The 22,805-nt window shown below is 54.8% G+C and carries 23 protein-coding genes and 1 pseudogene; 14 read left to right on the top strand and 10 right to left on the bottom strand.

From position 1 onward, the window contains the following. The 4 genes from PGR79_RS02920 to xthA all read right to left on the bottom strand — a co-directional run bounded on the left by PGR79_RS02920 (position 1) and on the right by xthA (position 2,922). On the bottom strand, positions 1–564 hold the full coding sequence (locus PGR79_RS02920; protein WP_015366168.1) for a carboxymuconolactone decarboxylase family protein: 564 nt from the start codon (positions 562–564) through the stop codon (positions 1–3). Then, positions 561–1,271: a TVP38/TMEM64 family protein gene (locus PGR79_RS02915; RefSeq protein ID WP_183269065.1), complete on the bottom strand. Its 711-nt coding sequence runs from the start codon at positions 1,269–1,271 to the stop codon at positions 561–563. Before PGR79_RS02915 ends, PGR79_RS02920 begins: the two co-directional genes overlap by 4 nt. Next, positions 1,258–1,908: a TVP38/TMEM64 family protein gene (locus tag PGR79_RS02910; protein WP_430921025.1), complete on the bottom strand. Its 651-nt coding sequence runs from the start codon at positions 1,906–1,908 to the stop codon at positions 1,258–1,260. The genes PGR79_RS02915 and PGR79_RS02910 overlap by 14 nt, the downstream gene beginning before the upstream one ends. Before the next feature lie 207 nt (positions 1,909–2,115). Next, entirely contained in the window at positions 2,116–2,922 is an 807-nt protein-coding gene (gene xthA, locus PGR79_RS02905) for an exodeoxyribonuclease III (protein ID WP_045393250.1), read from the bottom strand. A gap of 446 nt (positions 2,923–3,368) precedes the next feature. Between xthA and astC the strand changes: the two genes are divergently transcribed. The 5 genes from astC (at position 3,369) to spy (ending at position 8,977) form a co-directional block, all read left to right on the top strand. Further along, positions 3,369–4,589, top strand: a complete 1,221-nt coding sequence (gene astC / locus PGR79_RS02900) for a succinylornithine/acetylornithine transaminase (protein WP_113373638.1) — start codon at positions 3,369–3,371, stop codon at positions 4,587–4,589. Beyond that, positions 4,586–5,620, top strand: a complete 1,035-nt coding sequence (gene astA, locus PGR79_RS02895) for an arginine N-succinyltransferase (RefSeq protein ID WP_113373639.1) — start codon at positions 4,586–4,588, stop codon at positions 5,618–5,620. The genes astC and astA overlap by 4 nt, the downstream gene beginning before the upstream one ends. Further along, the gene (gene astD / locus PGR79_RS02890) at positions 5,617–7,092 is read left to right on the top strand and encodes a succinylglutamate-semialdehyde dehydrogenase (RefSeq protein ID WP_113373640.1); all 1,476 of its coding nucleotides are present in this window, start codon (positions 5,617–5,619) and stop codon (positions 7,090–7,092) included. The genes astA and astD overlap by 4 nt, the downstream gene beginning before the upstream one ends. Before the next feature lie 72 nt (positions 7,093–7,164). Continuing rightward, the gene (gene astE, locus PGR79_RS02885; protein ID WP_430921023.1) at positions 7,165–8,127 is read left to right on the top strand and encodes a succinylglutamate desuccinylase; all 963 of its coding nucleotides are present in this window, start codon (positions 7,165–7,167) and stop codon (positions 8,125–8,127) included. Between the two features lie 367 nt (positions 8,128–8,494). Then, positions 8,495–8,977 carry an ATP-independent periplasmic protein-refolding chaperone Spy gene (gene spy, locus PGR79_RS02880; RefSeq protein WP_015366179.1) on the top strand — a complete coding sequence of 161 codons (483 nt, stop codon included), beginning with the start codon at positions 8,495–8,497 and terminating at the stop codon, positions 8,975–8,977. 91 nt (positions 8,978–9,068) lie between these two features. Here the strand turns inward: spy and cho are convergent, their stop codons facing one another. Next, the gene (gene cho / locus PGR79_RS02875; protein ID WP_113373642.1) at positions 9,069–9,932 is read right to left on the bottom strand and encodes an excinuclease Cho; all 864 of its coding nucleotides are present in this window, start codon (positions 9,930–9,932) and stop codon (positions 9,069–9,071) included. A gap of 101 nt (positions 9,933–10,033) precedes the next feature. After that, positions 10,034–10,861, bottom strand: a complete 828-nt coding sequence (gene nadE / locus PGR79_RS02870) for an ammonia-dependent NAD(+) synthetase (RefSeq protein WP_045393234.1) — start codon at positions 10,859–10,861, stop codon at positions 10,034–10,036. Between the two features lie 295 nt (positions 10,862–11,156). Between nadE and osmE the strand changes: the two genes are divergently transcribed. The 8 genes and pseudogenes from osmE to chbG all read left to right on the top strand — a co-directional run bounded on the left by osmE (position 11,157) and on the right by chbG (position 17,069). Then, positions 11,157–11,495 carry an osmotically-inducible lipoprotein OsmE gene (gene osmE, locus PGR79_RS02865; RefSeq protein ID WP_045393231.1) on the top strand — a complete coding sequence of 113 codons (339 nt, stop codon included), beginning with the start codon at positions 11,157–11,159 and terminating at the stop codon, positions 11,493–11,495. Positions 11,496–11,770: 275 nt separating this feature from the next. Further along, positions 11,771–12,091, top strand: coding sequence for a PTS N,N'-diacetylchitobiose transporter subunit IIB (gene chbB / locus PGR79_RS02860; RefSeq protein ID WP_015366183.1), 321 nt, complete (start codon positions 11,771–11,773; stop codon positions 12,089–12,091). A 70-nt stretch (positions 12,092–12,161) separates the two neighbouring features. Next, positions 12,162–12,227 (top strand): annotated as a pseudogene (locus tag PGR79_RS02855) (hypothetical protein); the annotation flags it as partial. 11 nt (positions 12,228–12,238) lie between these two features. Next, entirely contained in the window at positions 12,239–13,597 is a 1,359-nt protein-coding gene (chbC, locus tag PGR79_RS02850; protein ID WP_015366184.1) for a PTS N,N'-diacetylchitobiose transporter subunit IIC, read from the top strand. A 52-nt stretch (positions 13,598–13,649) separates the two neighbouring features. Beyond that, positions 13,650–13,997 (top strand): PTS N,N'-diacetylchitobiose transporter subunit IIA, encoded by a 348-nt coding sequence (gene chbA / locus PGR79_RS02845; protein WP_015366185.1) that lies wholly within the window; start codon positions 13,650–13,652, stop codon positions 13,995–13,997. Between the two features lie 12 nt (positions 13,998–14,009). Further along, on the top strand, positions 14,010–14,849 hold the full coding sequence (chbR, locus tag PGR79_RS02840; protein ID WP_045393229.1) for a transcriptional regulator ChbR: 840 nt from the start codon (positions 14,010–14,012) through the stop codon (positions 14,847–14,849). A 102-nt stretch (positions 14,850–14,951) separates the two neighbouring features. Next, complete coding sequence (locus tag PGR79_RS02835; protein ID WP_087859349.1) at positions 14,952–16,298, top strand: 6-phospho-beta-glucosidase; 1,347 nt, start codon at positions 14,952–14,954, stop codon at positions 16,296–16,298. Positions 16,299–16,310: 12 nt separating this feature from the next. Next, positions 16,311–17,069, top strand: coding sequence for a chitin disaccharide deacetylase (gene chbG / locus PGR79_RS02830; RefSeq protein WP_087859350.1), 759 nt, complete (start codon positions 16,311–16,313; stop codon positions 17,067–17,069). Between the two features lie 41 nt (positions 17,070–17,110). Here chbG and katE read toward each other — a convergent pair whose 3' ends face one another. Next, on the bottom strand, positions 17,111–19,369 hold the full coding sequence (gene katE / locus PGR79_RS02825; protein ID WP_087859351.1) for a catalase HPII: 2,259 nt from the start codon (positions 19,367–19,369) through the stop codon (positions 17,111–17,113). Between the two features lie 205 nt (positions 19,370–19,574). Between katE and cedA the strand changes: the two genes are divergently transcribed. Next, positions 19,575–19,814 (top strand): cell division activator CedA, encoded by a 240-nt coding sequence (cedA, locus tag PGR79_RS02820; RefSeq protein ID WP_259678455.1) that lies wholly within the window; start codon positions 19,575–19,577, stop codon positions 19,812–19,814. A 56-nt stretch (positions 19,815–19,870) separates the two neighbouring features. On the opposite strand, the gene PGR79_RS02815 is transcribed toward cedA, so the two are convergent. The 3 genes from PGR79_RS02815 to hxpB all read right to left on the bottom strand — a co-directional run bounded on the left by PGR79_RS02815 (position 19,871) and on the right by hxpB (position 22,782). Further along, positions 19,871–21,262: an L-cystine transporter gene (locus tag PGR79_RS02815; protein WP_015366191.1), complete on the bottom strand. Its 1,392-nt coding sequence runs from the start codon at positions 21,260–21,262 to the stop codon at positions 19,871–19,873. Between the two features lie 133 nt (positions 21,263–21,395). Then, complete coding sequence (locus PGR79_RS02810; RefSeq protein WP_015705758.1) at positions 21,396–21,986, bottom strand: metal-dependent hydrolase; 591 nt, start codon at positions 21,984–21,986, stop codon at positions 21,396–21,398. A gap of 127 nt (positions 21,987–22,113) precedes the next feature. Continuing rightward, positions 22,114–22,782 carry a hexitol phosphatase HxpB gene (gene hxpB, locus PGR79_RS02805; protein WP_087859353.1) on the bottom strand — a complete coding sequence of 223 codons (669 nt, stop codon included), beginning with the start codon at positions 22,780–22,782 and terminating at the stop codon, positions 22,114–22,116. Positions 22,783–22,805: the final 23 nt, after the last annotated feature.

Below are 22,805 nucleotides of genomic sequence, written 5' to 3'. Positions count from 1 at the left end.
TTAGGGATGAGTGTCAGAAACATCGGGCTTTGGAATTTGGCACAGGCCCTGCGCCGGGATCGCCAGCGCGGAATTAAAGCGCGCGGATAAATTTTGCAAGCCGATCAGCGCGGTTAGCTCGGTTAGCGCCTGGGCATCGAACTGCTGCGCCAGCCGGGCGCGCAACGCATCATCGACGGCGGGCGGCGTCATGCTCGCCGCTTCGGCATATTCCAGCGCTAACCGTTCGCTATCGCTGAATAATCCGCTGTTGCGCCAGTCGTTAACCGCCAATAGCTTTTCGCTGCCGCCGGCGCGCTGCGCCAGTTTCATACTGGTGATATCAATGCAAAATTCACAGTGACACAACTGGGCGATACGGGCGCTCACCAACGAGCGTAGCAGCGGATCGAGCGGCGAGCGCCGGCGTTCCAGATATCCGACAAACATTGAGACCAGATAAAACGCCAGCGGGATGCGCCCCCACCAGCGGATAGGGCTGAGTACCGCGCCATAATGGCGACGGTGTAGCCACGCCTGCGGGCGCAGGATCAATGGAATCGACGTTAACGGCGGTAGATTCATGGCGATTTCCTGTTGTGATGCGCAACGTATTGCGCTTTGACTATCGCGACTACGATAGCTAAAGCGAACAAAATAGATAAACCGCTGAGCAGCCAGAACCGCCCCCCCGTCAGCAGGCTTCCGGCCCACGAGTAGACGATAGTCGCCGGTAATTGGCCGACGCCGGTGGCAACCATAAAATGGCGAAAGCGGATTGAGGTTAGGCCAGCGGCATAGCTCACCGGATCGAAAGGGACGAAGGGCAGCAGGCGGCAAACCAGGATGGTGTGCTTGCCGTAGCGCCTAAAAAAGCCATCTACGCTCTGTAATACCGTCTTGCCGGTCAGTTTTTCTACCACTTCACGGCCCAGTACGCGGGCAATAAAAAAACACAGCGCCGCGCCAGCCATCGCGCTGACCCATGACAACACGCCGCCCCATAGTGCGCCGAACAGCGAAGCATTGGCGAAGGTAATTAAAAATGCCGGCAGCGGCGCGACAATCGCCTGCAGGATCATCAGCCCGAAAGAGACCAGCGCCGCCAGCGGGCCATAAGCGTGAATAAAACGCTCCAGCGCCTGCTGATCGAGAGTGGCAAACGCGCTAAGGCTATGTTGCACAAAGGAGCGTACGCCCGGTATTAACCACCAGCCGATGAACGCCGCCAGCGCCAGCAGGACGATAGCGCCGCGTGAGAGCCACAGCCGTTTTCTGTTATCCATTTTCATCGCTTACCGCGGATGTTGCGACACTAATGCGTTTATAGCGGCCATACCGCCTGGCGGCCTGGGTTAATACAAAAAGCGCCAGGCCGGCGATGCTGAGTTTGCCAATAAAGGCCAGGGTGATGCCATCGCGGGCCAGTTCGCTGGCCATAAAAGTATAAATAAACAATCCCGGTAGGGTGGCGATGGTGGAGATAAACGTAAAGGACCAGAAGGGGATCGCCGTCAGCCCATAGGCATAGTTCTGCAGATTATAAGGAAACAGCGGCACCAGCCTGGTGAAAATCAGAAAATCGCAGCCGCTGCGGGCAATGCCGCGCTCGAACGCCTGAAAAACGGCATGGTGACCGCAATAGCGCTGCAGCGCTTCGCGGCCCAGCCAGCGGGCCAGCAGGAACGACAGCGATGAGGCGACAGTCGCGGCGATAAGCGAGAGTAGCGTGCCCAACCAGGGGCCGAATATCATACCGCCGACGATGACTAACGCGCTGCCTGGCATCAGACATAAGGTGGCGATGATAAACAGCAGGATATAAAGCGCATAGCCTGCGCTACCGCTGTGCAGAATAAGTAATTGAAGATCGTGAAGGTGGCTGAGCAGTCGCGTCAGCCCGGCGTGATGAACAAGCCATGCCAGCATGGCAAACAGGAGTACGGCAAACAGCAGTTTATAGCGTGTTGGATAACGGCTTCTTTTGCATAGGGGTCTCCTGTCTTCGTTTTGCCCGGCAGGAAACGCCGGGTGCGCGCGACAGTATAGTAAATTGCCGTGAGCGACAATGTATACCGTTCACTTTATTGATTTTGCTCAGGATAGCGGGGCTCCGCGCCGGAGCCCCAAGAAGCATTACGGCTTAAAGGTTGCCCATACCGGCGCATGATCGGAAGGCTTTTCCATCCCGCGGATGTCGTAATCGATGCCGGTTTCGACGCAGCGCTGAGCCAGCGGCGAGCTTGCCAGCAACAGGTCGATACGCAGACCGCGGTTGTCATCAAAACCTTTAGAGCGGTAATCGAACCATGAGAAGCGCTCATTATTATCCGGGTTGGCGTGACGCCAGGTATCCACCAGGCCCCAGCCCAGCAGACGATCCATCCATTCACGCTCTTCCGGCAGGAAGGAACACTTACCGGTGCGCAGCCAGCGTTTGCGGTTCTCTTCACCAATGCCGATATCAAGATCGGTAGGGCTAATATTCATATCGCCCATGATAAGCACCGGATTTTCTTTGTTCAGCTCGGTATCGAGGTAGTTCTGCAGATTCTGATAAAACGCCGCTTTCGCCGGGAACTTGGTCTCGTGGTCGCGGCTCTCTCCTTGCGGGAAATAGCCGTTAATTACCGTGACATTGCCAAACGGTGAGGGGATTTCCGCCATGATGATGCGGCGTTGCGCATCTTCGCCGTCGCCCGGGAAGCCGCGACGCACGGCTATCGGAGTCTCTTTGGTCAGCAGCGCGACGCCGTAATGGCCTTTTTGCCCATGGTAAAAGACGTTGTAACCCAGCTTCGCCACCTCTTCGAGAGGAAACATATCGTCGTGTACTTTGGTTTCCTGGAGGCCGATAACATCGGGCTGATGTTTATCGACGATGGCGGCCAGTTGATGGGGGCGGGCACGCAGGCCGTTGATATTAAAAGAGATGAATTTCATAGTCGCTGCCACTGTGCAAGGTGAATAGTGCAAGGATGTTAGCAGAATTTCATCATGGTGGCTGCCGGCAGGTGGTTAATTCTGCCGATTACTGCGGTTGGCGAGCGAATCGCACAAATTATGCACCGCTTTGGCGCATGTCGCGCCAAAAAAGCGCAGATATCTACGATAAATTTCGTAGAGGATCACAATTACAGAATTATATCTTATCGCTGCATAACTTCTCGTCGTTTTCCTCTATCCATCGCCGTTTATTTGATGATTATTCACTAAATATGCATTTTTATTGAATAATTAGTGTCTGTAACTCATTGATATCACGTGATTGAGCTCAATTTATGCATTTTTGCCTCTGGCTGGCACGATGCGTGCAATCTACATTTACAGCGTAATAACTCATAAATTTTAACATTGTGCTTACTTTTAATTTACCGGAAGAGGTCGATATGTCTCAGTCAATTACGCGTAGCAATTTTGATCAATGGATGATGCCGGTATATGCGCCGGCGGCTTTTATTCCGGTACGCGGCGAAGGTTCACGGTTGTGGGATCAGCAGGGGAAAGAGTATATCGATTTTGCCGGCGGTATCGCGGTGAATGCGCTGGGACACGCTAACCCACAGTTAGTAAAAGCGCTGACCGAGCAGGCGGGAAAATTCTGGCATACCGGTAACGGCTACACCAACGAACCGGCGCTACGCCTTGCCAAACAGCTTATCGACGCCACCTTTGCCGACCGCGTTTTCTTCTGTAACTCCGGCGCCGAAGCCAACGAAGCGGCGCTGAAACTGGCGCGTAAATACGCCCACGATCATTACGGCAGCCACAAAAGCGGCATTGTCGCGTTCAAAAACGCCTTCCACGGGCGCACATTGTTCACCGTGTCCGCTGGCGGCCAGCCTTCCTATTCGCAGGATTTTGCGCCGCTGCCGCCGCAGATCCAACATGCTACCTATAACGACCTCGACTCGGCGCGCGCGATGATTAATGACGACACCTGCGCGGTGATCGTCGAGCCGATGCAGGGCGAGGGCGGCGTGGTGCCGGCGAAAGCGGAATTTTTGCGCGGCCTGCGCGAACTGTGCGACCAGCACAACGCGCTACTGATTTTTGATGAGGTACAAAGCGGCGTCGGGCGTACCGGCGAATTGTATGCCTATATGCACTACGCCGTGACGCCGGACGTCCTGTCGACGGCGAAAGCGCTGGGAGGCGGCTTCCCGATCGGCGCGCTGTTGGCGACGGAAAAATGCGCCAGCGTGATGACCGTCGGCACCCATGGCACGACCTACGGCGGCAACCCACTCGCCACCGCTGTTGCCGGGGAGCTGCTGTCTATCGTCAATACCCCAGCGCTTTTGAACGGCGTTAAACAGCGTCACCAGTGGTTTAGCGAACGCCTGAGCGCGATTAACGCCAAATACGGCCTGTTCAAGGAAATTCGCGGATTGGGGCTGCTGATTGGTTGTGTACTGAACGACGAATATGCCGGGAAAGCTAAAGCCATTAGTACCCAGGCGGCGGAAGATGGGCTGATGGTACTGATTGCCGGGGCAAACGTCGTTCGCTTCGCTCCGGCCCTTAACGTGAGCGAGGAAGAGGTGAACACCGGTCTCGATCGCTTTGAGCTGGCTTGCCGTCACTTCCTTGCGGGAGTTTCATCATGATGGTGATCCGACCGGTTGAAAAAGCCGATTTGCCGGGGCTGATGGCCCTGGCGGGGGAAACCGGCGGCGGCCTGACGTCGCTGCCGGCGGACGAACCCACGCTGGCTGCCCGCATTGAACGCTCCCAGCGCACCTGGCGCGGCGAACTGCCGAAAAGCGAGCAGGGCTATGTCTTTGTGCTGGAAGATAGCGTCAGCGGCGCGGTCGTTGGGATCTGCGCGATTGAAGTCGCCGTTGGCCTCAACGATCCCTGGTACAACTATCGGGTCGGCACGCAGGTACATGCATCAAAAGAGCTCAACGTTTATCACGCGCTGCCAACGCTGTTCCTTAGCAACGATCACACCGGCTGTAGCGAACTCTGCACGCTGTTTCTCGATCCTGCATGGCGTAAAGAGGGCAATGGCTACCTGTTGTCGAAATCGCGACTGCTGTTTATGGCCGGTTTCCGCGACCACTTTAATGACAAAGTGGTCGCCGAGATGCGCGGCGTGATTGATGAGCATGGCTATTCTCCGTTCTGGGAAAGCCTCGGCAAGCGCTTCTTCGCGATTGAATTTTCCCGCGCCGATTATCTCTCCGGCACCGGTAAAAAAGCGTTTATCGCCGCATTAATGCCAAAACATCCGTTATATATCGACTTTCTTTCCGATGAAGCGCGGGCGGTCATCGGCCAGGTTCATCCGCAAACGGCGCCTGCGCGTGCGGTACTGGAAAAAGAAGGCTTCCGTTTTAACAACTACATCGACATTTTTGACGGCGGCCCGACGCTGGAGTGCGAAATCGACCGGGTGCGGGCGATACGCAAAAGCCGCCTGCTGACGGTGGAAGAAGGGCAGCCTGTGCCGGGAGAGTGGCCGCAGTGTCTGGTCACCAACGAGCAGTATCAGCAGTTCCGCGCCATTTTGGTCCATGCCGATCCGGATAGCGAAACGTTGCTGCTGAGCGCGCGTGAGCTGGATACGCTGAAATGCCACCCAGGCGATCGCGTACGGATGGTCCGCCTGATCCCGGAGGAGAAAACATCATGAGTTTATGGATTAACGGCGAATGGCAAAGCGGGCGCGGCCTGCAGCGCAGTAAATATAACCCGGTCAACCAGGCGCTGCTGTGGCAGGGGAATGACGCCGACGCCGGGCAGGTCGCACAGGCGGTTAGCGCCGCGCGTCAGGCTTTCCCCGCCTGGGCCTGCCTGCCATTTAGCGCGCGTCAGGCGATCGTCGAGAAGTTTGCGGCGCTGCTTGAAGAGAACAAAAGCCAGCTGACGGCGATTATTGCCGCCGAGACCGGTAAACCGCGCTGGGAGGCGGCCACGGAAATTACCGCCATGATAAATAAGGTGGCAATCTCAGTGCGCGCCTATCATAGCCGCACCGGCGAGAGCGAGACGGCGATGGCCGACGGCGCCGCCACGCTGCGCCACCGTCCCCACGGGGTACTGGCGGTGTTTGGGCCGTATAACTTCCCGGGCCATTTACCTAACGGACATATCGTGCCGGCGCTACTAGCTGGTAATACTGTCGTCTTTAAGCCTAGCGAGCTTACGCCGCAAAGCGGCGAAGCGGTGGTTAAGCTATGGGCGGAGGCGGGCTTACCCGCTGGGGTCTTGAATCTACTGCAGGGCGCTCGGGAGACCGGCGAGGCGCTGAGCGGGCAGGCGGATATCGATGGACTGTTGTTCACCGGCAGCTCCGCGACCGGCTTCCAACTGCATCGCCAACTGGCCGGGCAGCCGCAAAAAATCCTCGCTCTCGAAATGGGCGGCAACAACCCGCTGATTGTTGACGAACCGCAGGATATTGACGCTGCGGTCCACCTGACCATCCAGTCGGCATTTATCACCGCCGGGCAGCGTTGTACCTGCGCGCGCCGCCTGTTGGTGAAGCGCGGCGCGACGGGCGATGCGTTTTTGCAGCGTTTAGTGACGGTGTCACAACGTCTTATTCCCGGCGAGTGGGATGCGCAGCCGCAGCCGTTCCTGGGCGGACTGGTATCGCCGCAGGCCGCGCAAAAGGTGCATCAGGCCTGGCTTGGGCATGTGGCGAGCGGCGGACAGACGTTACTTGAGCCGCGTCTGTTGCGCGACGGTACCTCGCTGCTGACGCCGGGGATCATCGACATGAGCAACGTGCAGCAGGTGGCGGATGAAGAAGTTTTTGGCCCGCTGTTGTGCGTGTGGCGCTATGACGATTTCACGCAAGCGATCGCGATGGCTAACGCCACCCGGTTCGGTCTCTCCTGCGGATTGATTTCTGCCGAGCGCGACAAATTTGAGCGCCTGTTGCTGGAGGCCCGCGCCGGGATCGTCAACTGGAACAAGCCGCTCACCGGCGCCGCCAGTACCGCGCCGTTTGGCGGAACCGGCGCTTCGGGAAATCATCGTCCAGGCGCCTGGTACGCCGCCGATTATTGCGCCTGGCCGATGGCCAGCCTGGAATCTGCCGAACTGACGCTGCCGGAGACGCTCAGTCCGGGTCTGGATTTTTCATCGCAGGCAAGCTGATGAAGGCATGCGAGGCCAGACTGTCGGCCTCGCGTGCTTTCCTCGATCCGTTTCAGTAATAGAGGAGGCGTCGTGGACGACTTTCTGGCATTAACTCTGGCGGGGCGCTGGCCGCATCAATTTCATGGCGAAACCGCCCATTTTCGTTGGCACTGGATCGATTGCGGCATCCTGCTGTTGACCCCGCATGCGCGCTGCGAACGTTCACTGGTGCTTTCGTGCGGTATTCACGGCAATGAAACCGCGCCGGTGGAGATGGTTAACGCTTTGCTTCAGCAGTTATTGAGTGGCGAACTGCCGCTGCGCTGGCGTGTGCTGGTGATATTCGGCAACCCGCCGGCGCTGCGGCAAAATAAACGCTATCTCGAAAGCGATATGAACCGCATGTTCGGCGAGCGATGGCGCAAATTCGCCCCCGGTGGTGAAACAGTGCGGGCGCGGCAGTTGGAAGGCGCTGTGACGCGTTTCTTTAGCGATAGCCATGGCGTGCGCTGGCATCTGGATATGCATACCGCTATTCGCGGCTCGCTGCATCCGCGCTTTGGCGTATTGCCGGCACGCGAGGAGCCGTGGAGTGAAGATTTTCTCAGCTGGCTTGGCGCGGCCGGGCTGGAGGCGCTGGTGTTTCATCAACAACCGGCGGGAACCTTTACCCACTTTAGTTGCGAACGTTTTGCCGCGCTGGCCTGTACGCTGGAGTTGGGTAAAGCGCTGCCTTTTGGCGACAACGATTTAACCCAGTTCTCAGCGACGCGGCGGGCGTTAAGTAGACTGTTAGTGGGCGATTTAGCCGTGGAAGAGGCGCCTGCGCCGCTGCGCTACCGGGTGGTGCAGCAGATCACGCGCCACAGCGACCAGTTCCGGTTGCATATGTCAGGGGAAACGCTCAATTTTACGCCGTTCAGCGCCGGGACGCTGCTGGCGGAGGATGGCGAAACGCGCTATGTCGTCGAAAAGGCGCAAGAGTACGTGCTGTTTCCCAACCCCGGCGTGGCGCCAGGGCTACGGGCTGGGCTGATGCTGGAACGGTTGTAATTCCCTTTCTTAACTATTCACAGCCGTTGTTGTTCGCGGTTGTGAATATCGAGTGAAATATCGCTGTACGCCGATCTTATTTATTTGTGCCATTGATATGGTTTGCGGATTATTCCTGGTTAAATGCTTTGTTTTTAATCTCTACTGTTTTATAATCTTCACAGTTTCCTTATAAAACAGCTTGTTATTTATTTTTTGTTGCATATCCCTCCTCATTTTCCTTATTTTCTCCACAATTGGTGAGAAAATGTTTTTTACACTTTCATTGTTTTACGCTTGCACTGACTAATTGACGATAAAGCGCGTAAAGTTAATCTCGTCAACACGGCAATGCGCCGTCAGAATAACTGATAGTAAGGACATAACCATGAAGAAGATTACTGCTCTGTTTGTTGCCTCTACTCTGGCTCTGGGTGCTGCTAACCTGGCTCACGCGGCCGATACTACCGCTACCACCCAAACCGACAGCAAACCGATGATGCACCATAAAGGTATGCCGGGTCATCACGATATGATGTTCAAAGACCTGAACCTGACCGATGCGCAAAAACAGCAGGTTCGCGACATCATGAAAAGCCAGCGCCAGAACATGAAACGTCCGTCCCTTGACGAACGTCGCGCCATGCACGACCTGATCGCCAGCGATACTTTCGACAAAGCGAAAGCCAGCGCGCAGATTGATAAAATGGAAGCGCAGCATAAAGAGATGATGCTTTCCCGCATGGAAACCCAGAACAAGATTTACAACATCCTGACGCCAGAACAGAAAAAACAGTTCAATGCGAATTTTGAGAAGCATCTGACAGAACGTAAAGCGCCGGAAGGTAAAATGCCTGCACCTGCTGAGTAATCAGCGCCAAGAATGAAGACCGCCGGTCTTGCCCAATCATTGCCATTAAGGCTTTGGGCAGGGCCGGCGGTTTTTTACGTTTACGATATCATTAGCCAAGCGGGTGCAGCTGATACTCACCGCTGAGCAAAGGCTTACAAAGGATCTTGTAGCCATCGTGATCGAAACCGGCTGGCAGTGTGGTGAGTTCAGCGGCCTGCGTCAGTGAATCCACCGCGCCCAGCCACAGCCAGTTATGAATGATATGGTACTGAACCATATCCGGGCCGCGCTCTTCCAGCGCCACCGGGCCTGCCCACGGCCAGCACACCAGCTGAAGTTTACTCATTTGCGCCAGCAGCCGCTGGTTATGATCTTCGACGCTCTCTTTACCACAGCAGGCGCCGGCGCAGCGCCCCAGTGCGGAACGAAAACAGGCGCGCCCGCGACTCAGCGGCTCCAGCCCCAGAATGCCATAGCACAGACGGTGCTCATCGGCGATGGTTTGTAGCGCCTGTAATGCCGCGCGGCGGTTAGCGAACAGGCCGTAGAGGTGCTGTTGATGGGAGAAATCGACTTCTCGCGCATACACAATTTGCGGTTTACCCGCCTCCAGCAGCCAGGAGCAGAGCTGCTTATTACGCCGCAGTCGTTTATTAAACAGCGGCTGCTGTTCTTTAATCAACCGCGCTTCAAGTAACAGCGCGCCTAATTCCCCGGCGGTGCGTTGCCAGCTGATGCGCCGCGCCTGCCGCAGCATGGAGGCTTCGTCAGCGGTACGCAAGTGCGACAGCACCCGGCTGCGGATATTCACGCTCTTACCGATATAAAGCGGCAATGTTTCGCTTTCACCATGAAACTGATATACCCCCGGCAGCTTTGGCAAGGCCTCCAGCCATGGGCGCAAATGTTCGGGATACTCATAGATTGCCGCCGCCTCAAATTCCAGACGCGGGGCTGATTGCTTTCTGGCCACAACAACTCCTGGTGCTGTTTATGTATCCAGTATAGCAGGCGAATTTTGCGGCGAAAAGGACAAAAAATAACCCCGGCACTGGCCGGGGTGTTGGGGAATAGTTACTTCTTCCAGAAATCGTCGAAAACGGTAATTGGTGGGCGGCGCTTATGCTCGGTTTTCAGATACCAGCCTTCGATGGTTTTGGCGATGTTCTCGTCCAGGGTTTTGCCTTCCAGATAGTCATCAATGTTTTCGTAGGTCACGCCTAGCGCGACTTCATCCGGAAGAGAAGGGCGGTCATCTTCGAGATCGGCGGTCGGCTGCTTCATATAAAGGTGCTCAGGACAGCCCAACTGCGCCAATAGCTGTTTGCCCTGACGTTTATTGAGGCGGAAGATAGGGTTAATATCGGTTCCGCCATCGCCGTATTTCGTAAAGAAGCCGGTGATCGCTTCTGCGGCATGATCAGTTCCCACGACCACGCCTTTGGTCATGCCGGCGATACTGTATTGCGCTTTCATTCGCTCACGGGCTTTCTCGTTGCCGCGAACAAAATCGCTCAGCTCAATACCAGCTTCTCGCAACGCCTGCTCGCTGGCCAGCACAGCGCCTTTGATATTGACGGTCAGCACGCGGTCAGGTTGGATAAATTCGATGGCATCCTGGCAATCCTGCTCATCGGCCTGGACGCCATAGGGCAGGCGCACGGCGATAAATTGCAGGCTCCGATCGCCGCTTTCAGCGCGCAGCTCATCGATCGCCATCTGACAGAGTTTGCCGGTAAGGGTCGAATCCTGACCGCCGCTAATCCCGAGCACCAGTGATTTAATGAACGGATAGGTCTGCAGATAGGATTTCAGGAAATCCACGCTGCGGCGAATTTCGCCTTCGACATCAATCTGCGGCTTCGCGCCCAGCGCCTGAATAATTTGTTGTTGAAGCGTCATTACGCCCTCCGGAAAGTGAGCCTGTATGGCAACCAGCATGGTCTAAAACTACCTCTTTGCTGCTGAAACGACAAGGCTGGTACCGCTGACTGACGGAAAAGAAGGCAGCCAATGTCATAGTCTTTACTTATGGTGTGTCAGGAAGTCCGTAGAGGAGTTCGTTCCGTCGCTGTTTTTTTGCACATATCTGGTTACCAGAAAAGTTCTGAATTTACATGAATTCGACGTTTGGCTTGAAAAATAACGCTTTTTATTCCAGGCTTAAAACACGCCGATTACATAATGAGGATGGAATATGAACAAAAAATTAGCAGGATTGATGGGCGCAGCGGCAGTATTAACCATGCTGGCAGGGTGTACGGCCTATGACCGCACCAAAGACCAGTTCACACAGCCAGTTGTTAAGGATGTCAAAAAAGGCATGACCCGCAGCCAGGTTATGCAGATTGCCGGTAAACCGTCGTCTGAAGTCACCATGATCCACGCGCGCGGAACCTGCCAGACTTATATCCTGGGTCAACGGGATGGTAAAATTGAAACCTACTTTGTCGCGCTGGACGAAACCGGTCACGTGATGAACTCTGGCTACCAGACCTGCGCCGAGTACGACACCGATCCACGTAACAGCAAATAACTACGCGTCATAAGCTGAGAGCTACGAAAGCCCGACCATTGGTCGGGCTTTTTTATGGCGGCTAATGCTTATTTAATTGCGCGAATTATTTGGGGGAAATGTGAGGGTAGTCAAAACGCGAGGTCAATGAGAGACAATTCTGTTCAACAGGGAATTATCCTGCCGCCAAATGTTGCCGTATACTCAATGCATAAACAAAACTAACCGAAAGTTACCAGTCTTACCGGCTCTCAGCCAGCGCTGAAGCCCTGGTCCTACACATTGAGGAAGCGTTCATGGAAAAGAAACATATCTATCTGTTCTGCTCGGCTGGCATGTCCACTTCATTACTGGTCTCCAAAATGCGCGCCCAAGCGGAAAAGTATGAGGTCCCGGTTATTATTGAAGCGTATCCTGAAACGCTGGCCGGCGAAAAAGGTCCGGAAGCGGATGTCGTATTATTAGGGCCACAAATTGCTTATATGTTGCCGGAAATTCAACGGCTACTGCCGAACAAACCGGTAGAGGTAATTGATTCGATTCTGTACGGTAAAGTTGATGGCTTAGGTGTATTGAAAGCGGCCGTCGCGGCCATTAAGAAAGCTGCTGCACAATAATTTTATTTTTTAAACTCGCGATATTCTGGCGTCTGGTAGTTAATTAATACTAGCCGCCACGATATTCAACAGTTTATTTTCCCGTCAAAGAGTAATTTCATACATCATCGCCGTAATATTTTATTGCGGCTTTTAAGGGTATTTACTATGAGTAAAGTGATCGATTCGCTTGAAAAGGTACTCCTTCCTTTTGCAGTTAAAATAGGAAAGCAACCGCACATTAATGCGATTAAAAACGGCTTTATTAAATTAATGCCGCTGACCCTCGCCGGGGCCATGTTCGTATTAATCAACAACGTTTTTCTGAGCTTTGGTGAAGGTTCTTTCTTTTATTCAATGGGGATTCGTCTGGATGCCTCCACCATTGAAACCTTAAACGGCTTTAAAGCCATCGGCGGTAATGTCTACAACGGTACATTGGGCATTATGTCGCTGATGGCGCCGTTCTTTATCGGCGCCGCGCTGGCCGAGGAGCGTAAAGTCGACCCCATGGCAGCAGGTCTGCTGGCAGTTGCCGCCTTTATGACCGTCACGCCTTATAGCGTGGGTGAAGCCTACGCCGTCGGCGCCAACTGGCTCGGCGGGCAGAACATCATCTCCGGGATGATTATCGGCCTGGTGGTGGCGGAACTGTTCACCTTTGTTATTCGCCGTAACTGGGTCATCAAACTGCCGGATAGCGTACCGTCATCGGTATCACGTTCCTTCTCGGCGCTGATCCCGGGCTTCCTGATTTTGTCAGTCTTCGGCATTATTTCGTGGATTCTGTCAAACTACGGCAGCAACTTCCATCAGATCATCATGGACTCCATCTCCACGCCGCTGGCGGCGATGGGCAGCGTCGTTGGCTGGGCGTACGTTATCTTTAACTCCCTGCTGTGGTTCTTCGGGGTGCACGGTTCGCTGGCGCTGACCGCGCTGGATAACGGCATTATGACGCCGTGGGCGCTGGAAAACATCGCGCTGTATAACCAGTATGGTTCTGTCGACGCGGCCATCGAAGCTGGCAAACAGTTCCACTTCTGGGCGAAACCGATGCTCGACTCCTACATCCTGCTGGGTGGTTCCGGTGCGACGCTGGGTCTGATTATCGCCATCTTCATCGCTTCTCGCCGCGCCGATCATCGTCAGGTCGCTAAGCTGGCGCTGCCGTCAGGCATCTTCCAGATTAACGAACCGATTCTGTTCGGTCTGCCGATCATCATGAACCCGGTTATGTTCATCCCGTTCGTGCTGGTACAACCGATTCTGGCCGCGATTACGCTGGCCGCTTACAGCCTCGGCATTATCCCACCGGTGACCAACCTAGCGCCTTGGACGATGCCAACCGGTTTGGGCGCTTTCTTTAACAGTAACGGTAGCGTTGCTGCCCTGCTGGTCGCGCTCTTCAACCTTTGTGTCGCTACTGCCGTGTACCTGCCGTTCGTCATCCTGTCGAACAAAGCGCAGAGCACCATCGAGCAGGAAGAGAGCGAAGAAGATATTGCTAACGCACTGAAATTCTGATGTCGAGCGGTACGGGTTCACCCCGTACCGCCTGAGAAACGAGGGAAATATTATGTTTGATCTGGATAACATCGACGCGGTAGAAACCCCGGAAAATGACCTCGAAGAGGTGGTGATGGGGCTGATTATCAACTCCGGGCAGGCGCGTAGCCTGGCTTATGCGGCGCTGAAGCAGGCAAAGCAGGGGGATTTCGCCGCCGCGAAATCGATGATGGAGCAATCGCGGATGGCGCTGAGCGAAGCGCATCGCGTCCAGACCCAGCTGATTGAAAGCGATGAAGGCGAGGGCAAGATGAAGGTAAGTCTGGTGCTGGTTCATGCGCAGGATCATCTGATGACCTCAATGCTGGCCCGTGAACTGGTGGCCGAATTGATCGAGCTGCATGAGAAGGTACAATAGGCTATCCGAACGATGAGGCAGCCGAAAATGATGACCACCGAGATCAGTACCGCCAGGGAACAACAGCTCTTCAACGGGAAAAACTTTCATGTGGTCATCTATAACAAAACGGAGAGCGTGAGCGGGCTTCACCAGCATGATTACTACGAATTCACTATCGTTTTAACCGGGCGCTATTATCAGGAAATTAATGGCAAACGGGTGCTGCTGGAGCGCGGGGACTTTGTCTTCATCCCAATGGGGTCGCACCATCAGAGCTTTTACGAGTTTGGTGCGACGCGCATTCTTAACGTTGGCATCAGCAGACGCTTCTTTGAGAAACATTATCTGCCGCTGCTGCCGTTCGGTCTGGTCGCCTCTCAGGTCTATGCGGTGCAAAGCGCCTTTCTCAGTTATATCGAGTCGGTTATTGCTTCACTGAATTTTCGCGAGACTGAATTTGACGAGTTTATTGAACTGGTCTCGTTTTACACCATTAACCGCTTACGTCATTATCGTGAAGAGCCCGTTGAAGATGTGATTCCTCACTGGCTGAAAAATACCGTAGAGGATATGCACGATAAAAATAAATTTGGCGAAAGCGCGCTGGAAAATATGGTGCAATTGTCCGGGAAAACGCAAGAATATTTAACCCGGGCTACCCAGCGCTATTATGGTAAGACGCCGATGCAGATCATTAATGATATCCGCATCAATTTCGCGAAAAAACAGCTGGAAATCACCAACTATTCGGTCACTGATATTGCGTATGAATCAGGATATAGCAGCCCAAGTCTGTTTATTAAAACTTTCAAGAAGCTGACCTCATTCACGCCAAGCAGTTATCGTAAACAGCTGACCAATATTAATTAACTCGCAGCGGTATTTACCGCGCGGTTTATTCATTCAAGTTAACTGTCCGCATTTATGCGGAGAGCGGTCTACATCTACGCGTAGCGCCTAAGGGAGAAAGATATGAGCCAGAAATTAAAAGTCGTGACTATCGGCGGCGGTAGCAGCTATACCCCGGAATTACTGGAAGGTTTTCTCAAACGCTATCATGAGCTGCCGGTAACGGAACTGTGGCTGGTGGACGTGGAAGAAGGGCAGGAGAAGCTCGATATCATCCATGCGCTGTGCCAGCGGATGGTAGAAAAAGCCGGCGTGCCGATGAAAGTCTACAAAACGCTGGATCGCCGCGCGGCGCTGGAAGGGGCGGATTTCGTCACCACGCAGCTGCGCGTTGGCCAGCTGAAAGCGCGTGAAAAAGATGAACGTATCCCGCTAAGCCACGGCTATCTGGGCCAGGAAACCAACGGTGCGGGCGGTCTGTTTAAAGGTCTGCGTACCATCCCGGTGATTTTCGATATCGTCAAAGATGTGCAGGAAATTTGCCCCGATGCGTGGATCATTAACTTTACCAACCCGGCGGGTATGGTCACCGAGGCGGTTTACCGCCACACCAACTTCAAGCGCTTTATCGGCGTGTGCAACATTCCAATCGGTATGAAGATGTTTATTACCGATGTGCTGCAACTGAATCCGAGCGATGAGCTGAATATCGATCTGTTCGGTCTTAACCACCTGGTGTTTGTTCGCGATGTACTGGTCAATGGCGTGTCGCGCTTCGATGAACTGCTGGACGGTGTGGCTTCAGGCCGCCTGACCGCGAACTCGGTGAAAAATATCTTCGATCTGCCGTTTAGCGAAGGATTGATTCGCTCACTGCGCCTGATCCCATGCTCGTATCTGCTTTATTACTTCAAGCCGAAAGAGATGCTGGCGATTGAGATGGGTGAGTACTACAAAGGCGGAGCGCGCGCTCAGGTGGTGCAGAAGGTTGAAAAGCAGCTGTTCGAACTTTACAAAAATCCGGATCTGAACATTAAGCCGAAGGAGCTTGAGCAGCGTGGCGGCGCTTACTACTCTGATGCCGCCTGCGAGGTGATTAACGCCATCTACAATGATAAGCAGGCCGAGCACTATGTGAATATTCCGCACCATGGCCATGTTGATAATATTCCGGCCGACTGGGCGGTAGAAATGACCTGTACGCTGGGCCGCGACGGCGCGAAACCCACGCCGCGAATCACGCATTTTGATGAAAAAGTGCTGGGACTGATTTATACCATCAAAGGCTTTGAAGTGGCGGCCAGCCAGGCGGCAATGAGCGGCGAGCTCAATGATGTGCTGCTGGCGCTCAATTTAAGCCCGCTGATTCATTCGGATCGCGATGCCGAGCAGCTGGCGCGGGAGATGATCCTCGCCCATGAGAAGTGGCTGCCGAATTTTGCAGCGACTATCGAAAAACTGAAACAGTAATGGGAGCGGCCGATGGAACGCGTATTGATCGTTAACGCCGATGATTATGGCCTGAGCAAAGGGCAGAATTACGGCATTATCGAAGCCTGCAAGAATGGACTGGTGACGTCGACCACGGCGTTGGTCAACGGCGCGGCTATCGGCCACGCCGCCCAATTAAGCCGCAGCCTGCCCGAGCTGGCGGTGGGCATGCACTTTGTGTTGACGCTGGGCGAGCCATTATCGGCGATGCCGGGGTTAACCCGCGACGGGCGGTTGGGCAAATGGATTTGGCAGATGGCGGAAGAGGACAGCCTGCCGCTGGATGAGATCGCCCATGAACTGGAGTGTCAGTACCGGCGTTTTATCGAACTGTTTGGTTGCGAACCGACGCACATCGACAGTCACCACCATGTGCATATGATTGCGCAGATCTACCCCATCGTCGCCGCCTTTGCGCGCGAAAAGGGCATCGCTTTGCGTATCGATCGTCAGGTGGCGGCGCTAAATGGCCTCGACCAGGATGCGGCGCGCAGTAGCGATGGCTTCAGCAGCGAATTTTACGGTGAAGCGGTTTCACAAGCGCTGTTCCTGCAAACGCTGGATGCATCGCTCGAACGGCAAGAAAACTCGCTGGAAGTGATGTGTCATCCGGCATTTGTCGATAACACCATTATGGGCAGCGCTTACTGCTATCCGCGGCTGACCGAACTGGACGTGCTGACGTCCGGCGAACTGAAATACGCGATCGCGGAACGCGGCTACAGGCTCGGAAACTATCGCGACGTATAAAGAGAGGAAAGCCCGGCAGCCATGAACTGCCGGGCTTTTTACTATGCGGGTATGGCCGCAACTTTACTGCTTCTGGACCAGATGCGATGCGCGGCCAGTAGCGTCAGCAGCTTATCGACGCTAAGCGTATTAATCGCGTCACATTCGATAACCCCTTCTTCACCCGCAGCGGGCACCTGTAGCAGCGAACTAAACTGCCGCGCATCGCCCGCCAGTAAAATGGGCTTCAGATGCTTATAGGCTTCCAGCAGGTAGTAGCGGGCATCGCCGTTATCGCTGATGCTGCTCAGGTCGCCGCCGGGAACAATAACCGCATCAACCGTCAACGATGGCGAGCCGGCGAAGGTTCCGGCGATCGGTAGCTGCGATCCATCATCGGCGCTGACTTCGCCCATACGCGAATAGAGAAGTTTGCTGTGGACGCCTCTGGCCTGCAGCGCCTGCAACAGGTTGAGTACATCCTGCGCGCAGGTCTTCTCATTGAGTAATACCGCGACAATTCGCCCTTTTACATCGCCATCGCCATCGGCGTAAAGACTGAGGGTAGGATCTTTCTCCACGCCGTTAACCGGCGCTGGTGGAGCAATATTCCGCTGCTCATCGCTGAGTTCGATACCGAGATTGTTGGCTACCGCTTCCGCCAGCCCGATATCAATATGCGCCAGATGATCGACCACCCGCTCGCGGATCCAAACTCTCACCACTTTGCTCAGCTCAAAACTAAAGCCGCCGATAATGTGCTGTTGCTCGATCGGCGTCTGGCTGAGCCAGAACAGGCGAGGTTGGGCGTAGTATTCGCCGAAGGAGGGACTACGGTTACGGATTTTCTCGCCATCAACGCGTTCCGCCAGCGATTCAAAGCCGCCGCGTTTCGGCGCCGGCGGCGTTTCGCGAGGCCAGTTATCGTTGATAGAGTTAGGCTCATAGTTTGCCGGATTGGTATCAATCTCCATTCGGTGCATGCCGTCACGCTGGAAATTATGATACGGGCAGGTGGGGCGGTTAATTGGAATTTCGTGGAAATTTGGCCCGCCGAGGCGGCTAATTTGCGTATCGGTATAGGAGAAAAGTCGCCCTTGCAGCAGCGGGTCGTTACTAAAATCGATACCCGGCACAATATGACCAGGATGGAATGCCGCCTGTTCGTTCTCAGCGAAGAAGTTGTCGGGGTTACGGTTAAGCACCATTTTGCCGACTCGTTGTACGGGTACCAGCGCTTCCGGAATGAGCTTGGTCGGATCCAGCAGATCGAAGTCGAAATCGAACTCGTTTTCCTCCGGAATTAACTGCAAGCCGAGCTCAAACTCCGGATAATCGCCAGCCTCAATGGCTTCCCATAAATCGCGGCGATGGAAGTCCGGATCGCGGCCGGTCAATTTCTGCGCCTCATCCCACACCAGCGATGCTTTACCGGCCACCGGTTTCCAGTGGAAGCGCACAAAGGTGGCTTTGCCTTCGGCGTTGATCAGGCGGAAGGTATGAATGCCGAAACCTTCCATCGTACGATAACTGCGCGGTAAGCCGCGGTCTGACATGGCCCACATCACGTTATGCAGCGTTTCCGGCTGTAGCGAAACATAATCCCAGAAGGTGTCATGAGCGCTTTGTCCCTGTGGGATTGCCCAGTGCGGTTCAGGTTTCACCGCATGGACAAAGTCGGGAAATTTAATCGCATCCTGGATAAAGAAAATTGGCGTGTTGTTGCCCACCAGATCGAAAATGCCCTCTTCGGTATAGAATTTGGTGGCGAAGCCGCGGATATCGCGCACGGTATCGGCTGAACCCGCGCCGCCCTGAACGGTAGAGAAGCGGACAAAAACGGGGGTGATTTTTTCCGGTGCGGACAGAAAATCGGCTTTGGTAATCTCTTTCAGGCTTTTGTAAGGCTGGAAATAGCCGTGTGCGGCGGAACCGCGAGCATGAACGATACGCTCGGGAATGCGTTCATGGTCAAAATGGGTAATTTTCTCACGTAAGATAAAATCTTCCAGCAACGTTGGCCCGCGGTTGCCGGCGCGCAACGAGTTTTGATCGTCGGCGATGCGTACCCCCTGATTGGTGGTCAGCGGAAAGTTTTCACCACCTTTACGCTGCGGCTCGAGGGTATCTAATTTTATGCTGTGGGTATCCGGCGCTTTCAGGCTACCCGGCGCCGTCGGTTCCTCCCCGGGCGCGGTTGGCTGGGGAGTAGGGCGCCACTCGCGATCTTCTGGCGCCAGTGAATCGAGGCCCGGTTTTGCTTCATCGCTATCGTGTACCGGAGCCTGTCGGCTGTGTGGGTCGTGGTGCTTTTCTGACATCTGCTCGTCTCCTGCTTTCATTGCTAAAAGTGGTCGTTGCTAAACCAAAACCCTTCTAACTATAGAACATTGTGCTGAGGATGCCGCTCTTAAAGGAATGGAGTTATCCTAAAATGCGCATCGTGCCAGGAGGGGCGACGAAAAGGGGGGCGATCGGCTATGATAGGGGTTTATGTTCCCGCTTTGCTTAGTGAATCCATCTGTTATGAAAACATTGCGCCAACAAAATCGCCCTGTCATTAGCTACGTGCCGCGCGTCGAGCCTGCGCCGCCGGATCATGCCGTTAAAATGGACCATTTTCGCGATGTCTGGATATTGCGGGGCAAGTATGTCGCCTTTGTACTGATGGGCGAGCGTTTCCGCCGTTCTCCGGCGTTCACCGTGCCGGAATCGGCGCAGCGTTGGGCTAATCAGATACGCCAGGATGGTGAAATAGAGGCTTGAGCTTGTAGGCAAAAAAAAGCCGCTGAATTTCAGCGGCTTTTTTGTGGCTGTTAACATTAGCGATGCGCCAGCTCGGCGTCTTCTTCGCTATCGAGGATAGCTTTATCCGTCTGGCGCAGCCACTGGCTGGTCAGCGTGCCGGCGGTCATTGAGCCGTTAACGTTAAGGGCGGTACGGCCCATATCAATCAGCGGCTCGACGGAAATCAACAGTGCGACCAACGTGACCGGCAGACCCATCGCCGGCAGCACGATCAATGCCGCGAAGGTGGCGCCGCCGCCAACGCCGGCTACGCCCGCGGAGCTCACGGTGACGATACCCACGAGGGTGGCAATCCACATTGGATCCAACGGGTTGATGCCAACGGTCGGGGCTACCATTACCGCCAGCATTGCCGGATAGATACCGGCGCAGCCGTTCTGACCAATCGTCGCGCCGAATGAGGCGGAGAAGCTGGCAATAGATTCTGGTACACCCAGACGGCGCGTCTGCGCTTCCACGTTCAGCGGAATAGAAGCCGCGCTGGAACGGCTGGTGAAGGCGAAGGTAATCACCGGCCAGACTTTACGGAAATACTTCAGCGGACTGACGCCATTGACGGCTAACAGCAGACCGTGCACCACAAACATGATGCCCAACGCGATGTAAGAAGCCACGACGAAACCGCCGAGCTTGATAATGTCGTGCAGGTTGGAGCCGGCAACCACTTTGGTCATCAGCGCCAGCACGCCGTATGGGGTCAGCTGCATCACCAGACGCACCAGCTTCATCACCCAGCCCTGCAGCGTGTCGATGGCGGTCAGAACGCGTTGACCTTTCTCCACATCGTCTTTCAGCAGCTTCAGCGCCGCAACGCCAAGGAACGCCGAGAAGATAACGATGCTGATGATAGAAGTCGGGTTCGCGCCTGTCAGATCGGCAAACGGGTTCTTCGGCACAAACGACAGGATCAGCTGCGGAACGCTCAGATCTGATACTTTACCGACATAGTTGCTTTGGATGGCGTTCAGACGGGCGGTTTCCGCGCTGCCCTGCACCAGGCCTTCAGCGGTGAGGCCAAACAGGTTGGTCACCAGCACGCCGACCAGCGCGGCGATGAGAGTGGTGAACAACAGCGTACCGATACTCAGGAAACTGATTTTACCCAGCTGTGAAGCATTGTGCAGACGAGCCACCGCGCTCAGAATTGAGGCGAAGACCAGCGGCATGACGATCATCTGCAGCAGCTGCACATAACCGTTACCGACGATATTGAACCACTGAATAGAATCTTTCAGAACCTGGCTGTCGGAGCCGTAAACCAGCTGCAGGCCGAGACCAAAGATAACGCCGATAACGAGACCGACCAGTACTTTTTTAGCGAGGCTCCACTGTTTGTGGCGGGTTTGAGCCAGCGCAAACAGTAAAACCGCGAACACGACAACGTTCGCTATTAATGGAAAATTCATCCCCGTTCTCCTGATATCTTGTTACCTGGGTTGGTCTGAAACCAACTCTTATGGCGCCAAGAGTAGCAGAAGGCCTTATTGCTTTCTTATACTCAAATGGAATGGGTTATAACCAAAAAACCATTTAGCGTATTTATCGTTCAGCCTGATGGTTAATAAAGCGATTAAAGGTTATTTGCAGCGAATTAATCATATTTGATGACCAGCGCACGGCGCTATTTTCGGCCATGCTCTGCGGCATCCAGACGGCGTAAATGAACAGCGCCATGCACAGCGCGCGTTCTAGCTGATTGCCTTTGCGCGGCGCGAGGATTGGTAGGCGGAACCGCCAGCGGCACGGCCACAGCAGCGGTACGCCAGCCGGGGTGAGCATATCGGCAAGTATATGACTGAGGTAGCCCAGCACTAAACCCTGCAGCGCATCCGCTGGGATAATCCAGCTCTCAGGTACTTTCAGGTAGAACAGCGCCAGCGCGCCGAATACCGCCAGCAGACTGTGGGTAAAACCGCGGTGGCCAAAGGCGCGCGCTACCGGTTTCGAGACCCAGCTTAAGCGCTGCCCGAGGAAAGATTTTGGATGGTCGATGTCGGGTAGCAGGCAGGTTAGCACGGCGGAAGGAACGATATGCCACCAGTCCCCCTGCGCCAGCACGGGGGTTAGTTCTGCATTTTTTGCAAATACCGCACAGGCGATAGAAAAGAAGAGGTGGCCTTCCGCCGTCATGATAAAAACCCTAAACTGTCAATTCATACAGTATAGGGTTTTTATACAGTATACGGAAGAGGTGACGGTGTAACTCTTTGTCACAAGGTTGACATATTTTGACGACACCCATGCCTGCGCACGTCGCTTAGCCGCGCAGGTCCGCTACCGTCAGCTGCTGCAGAGACGCCAGTTTCACATCGGCCAGTACGAAGCGCGGATCGCGGCTGTTTTCTGCTTCCGGGACGACAATCGAACGCATACGCGCCGCTTTGCTGGCAATCATACCGTTAACTGAATCCTCCAGCGCCACGCAGGCCATCGGCGCGACGCCAAGCTTAGCGGCGCAATCGAGATAGACCTGGGGGTGCGGTTTACTGTATGGCAGGTGCTCGGCGGAAGCCAGCGCGTCAAACTGGTCGCGCAGTTCAAACATCTCCAGCACTTTTTCCAGCATATGCAGCGGCGACGCGGAAGCGAGGCCGATTTTTAGTCCTTCGGCCTTACACAATGCCACGGCTTCACGCACGCCGGGCAGCAGCGGCCGTGACTCCTCGACCAGCTGAATGGCCCTGCGGATAATGCTGGCGGTAACCTCAGCGCGATCCGGGCCTCGCCAGGGCTGTTGAGCAAACCACAAATCAACCACCAGGTCGATGCGCAGCCCCAGCAGGTCCGGCAATTCATCACGGCGGCTAATATCCACTCCGAGGCTGTCCAGTACCTCCAGCTCTGCGCGGTCCCATAGCGGCTCTGAATCGATAAGCAGGCCATCCATATCGAAAATAGCGGCAAGAATCTGGCGCTTCGCTGACATAAGTTCCTCTCCATTGGCGTAAG

The organism is Klebsiella sp. 141161 (assembly GCF_050600815.1).
Lineage (GTDB): Bacteria > Pseudomonadota > Gammaproteobacteria > Enterobacterales > Enterobacteriaceae > Klebsiella > Klebsiella aerogenes.
This window is presented reverse-complemented; position numbering and strand designations above follow the sequence as displayed.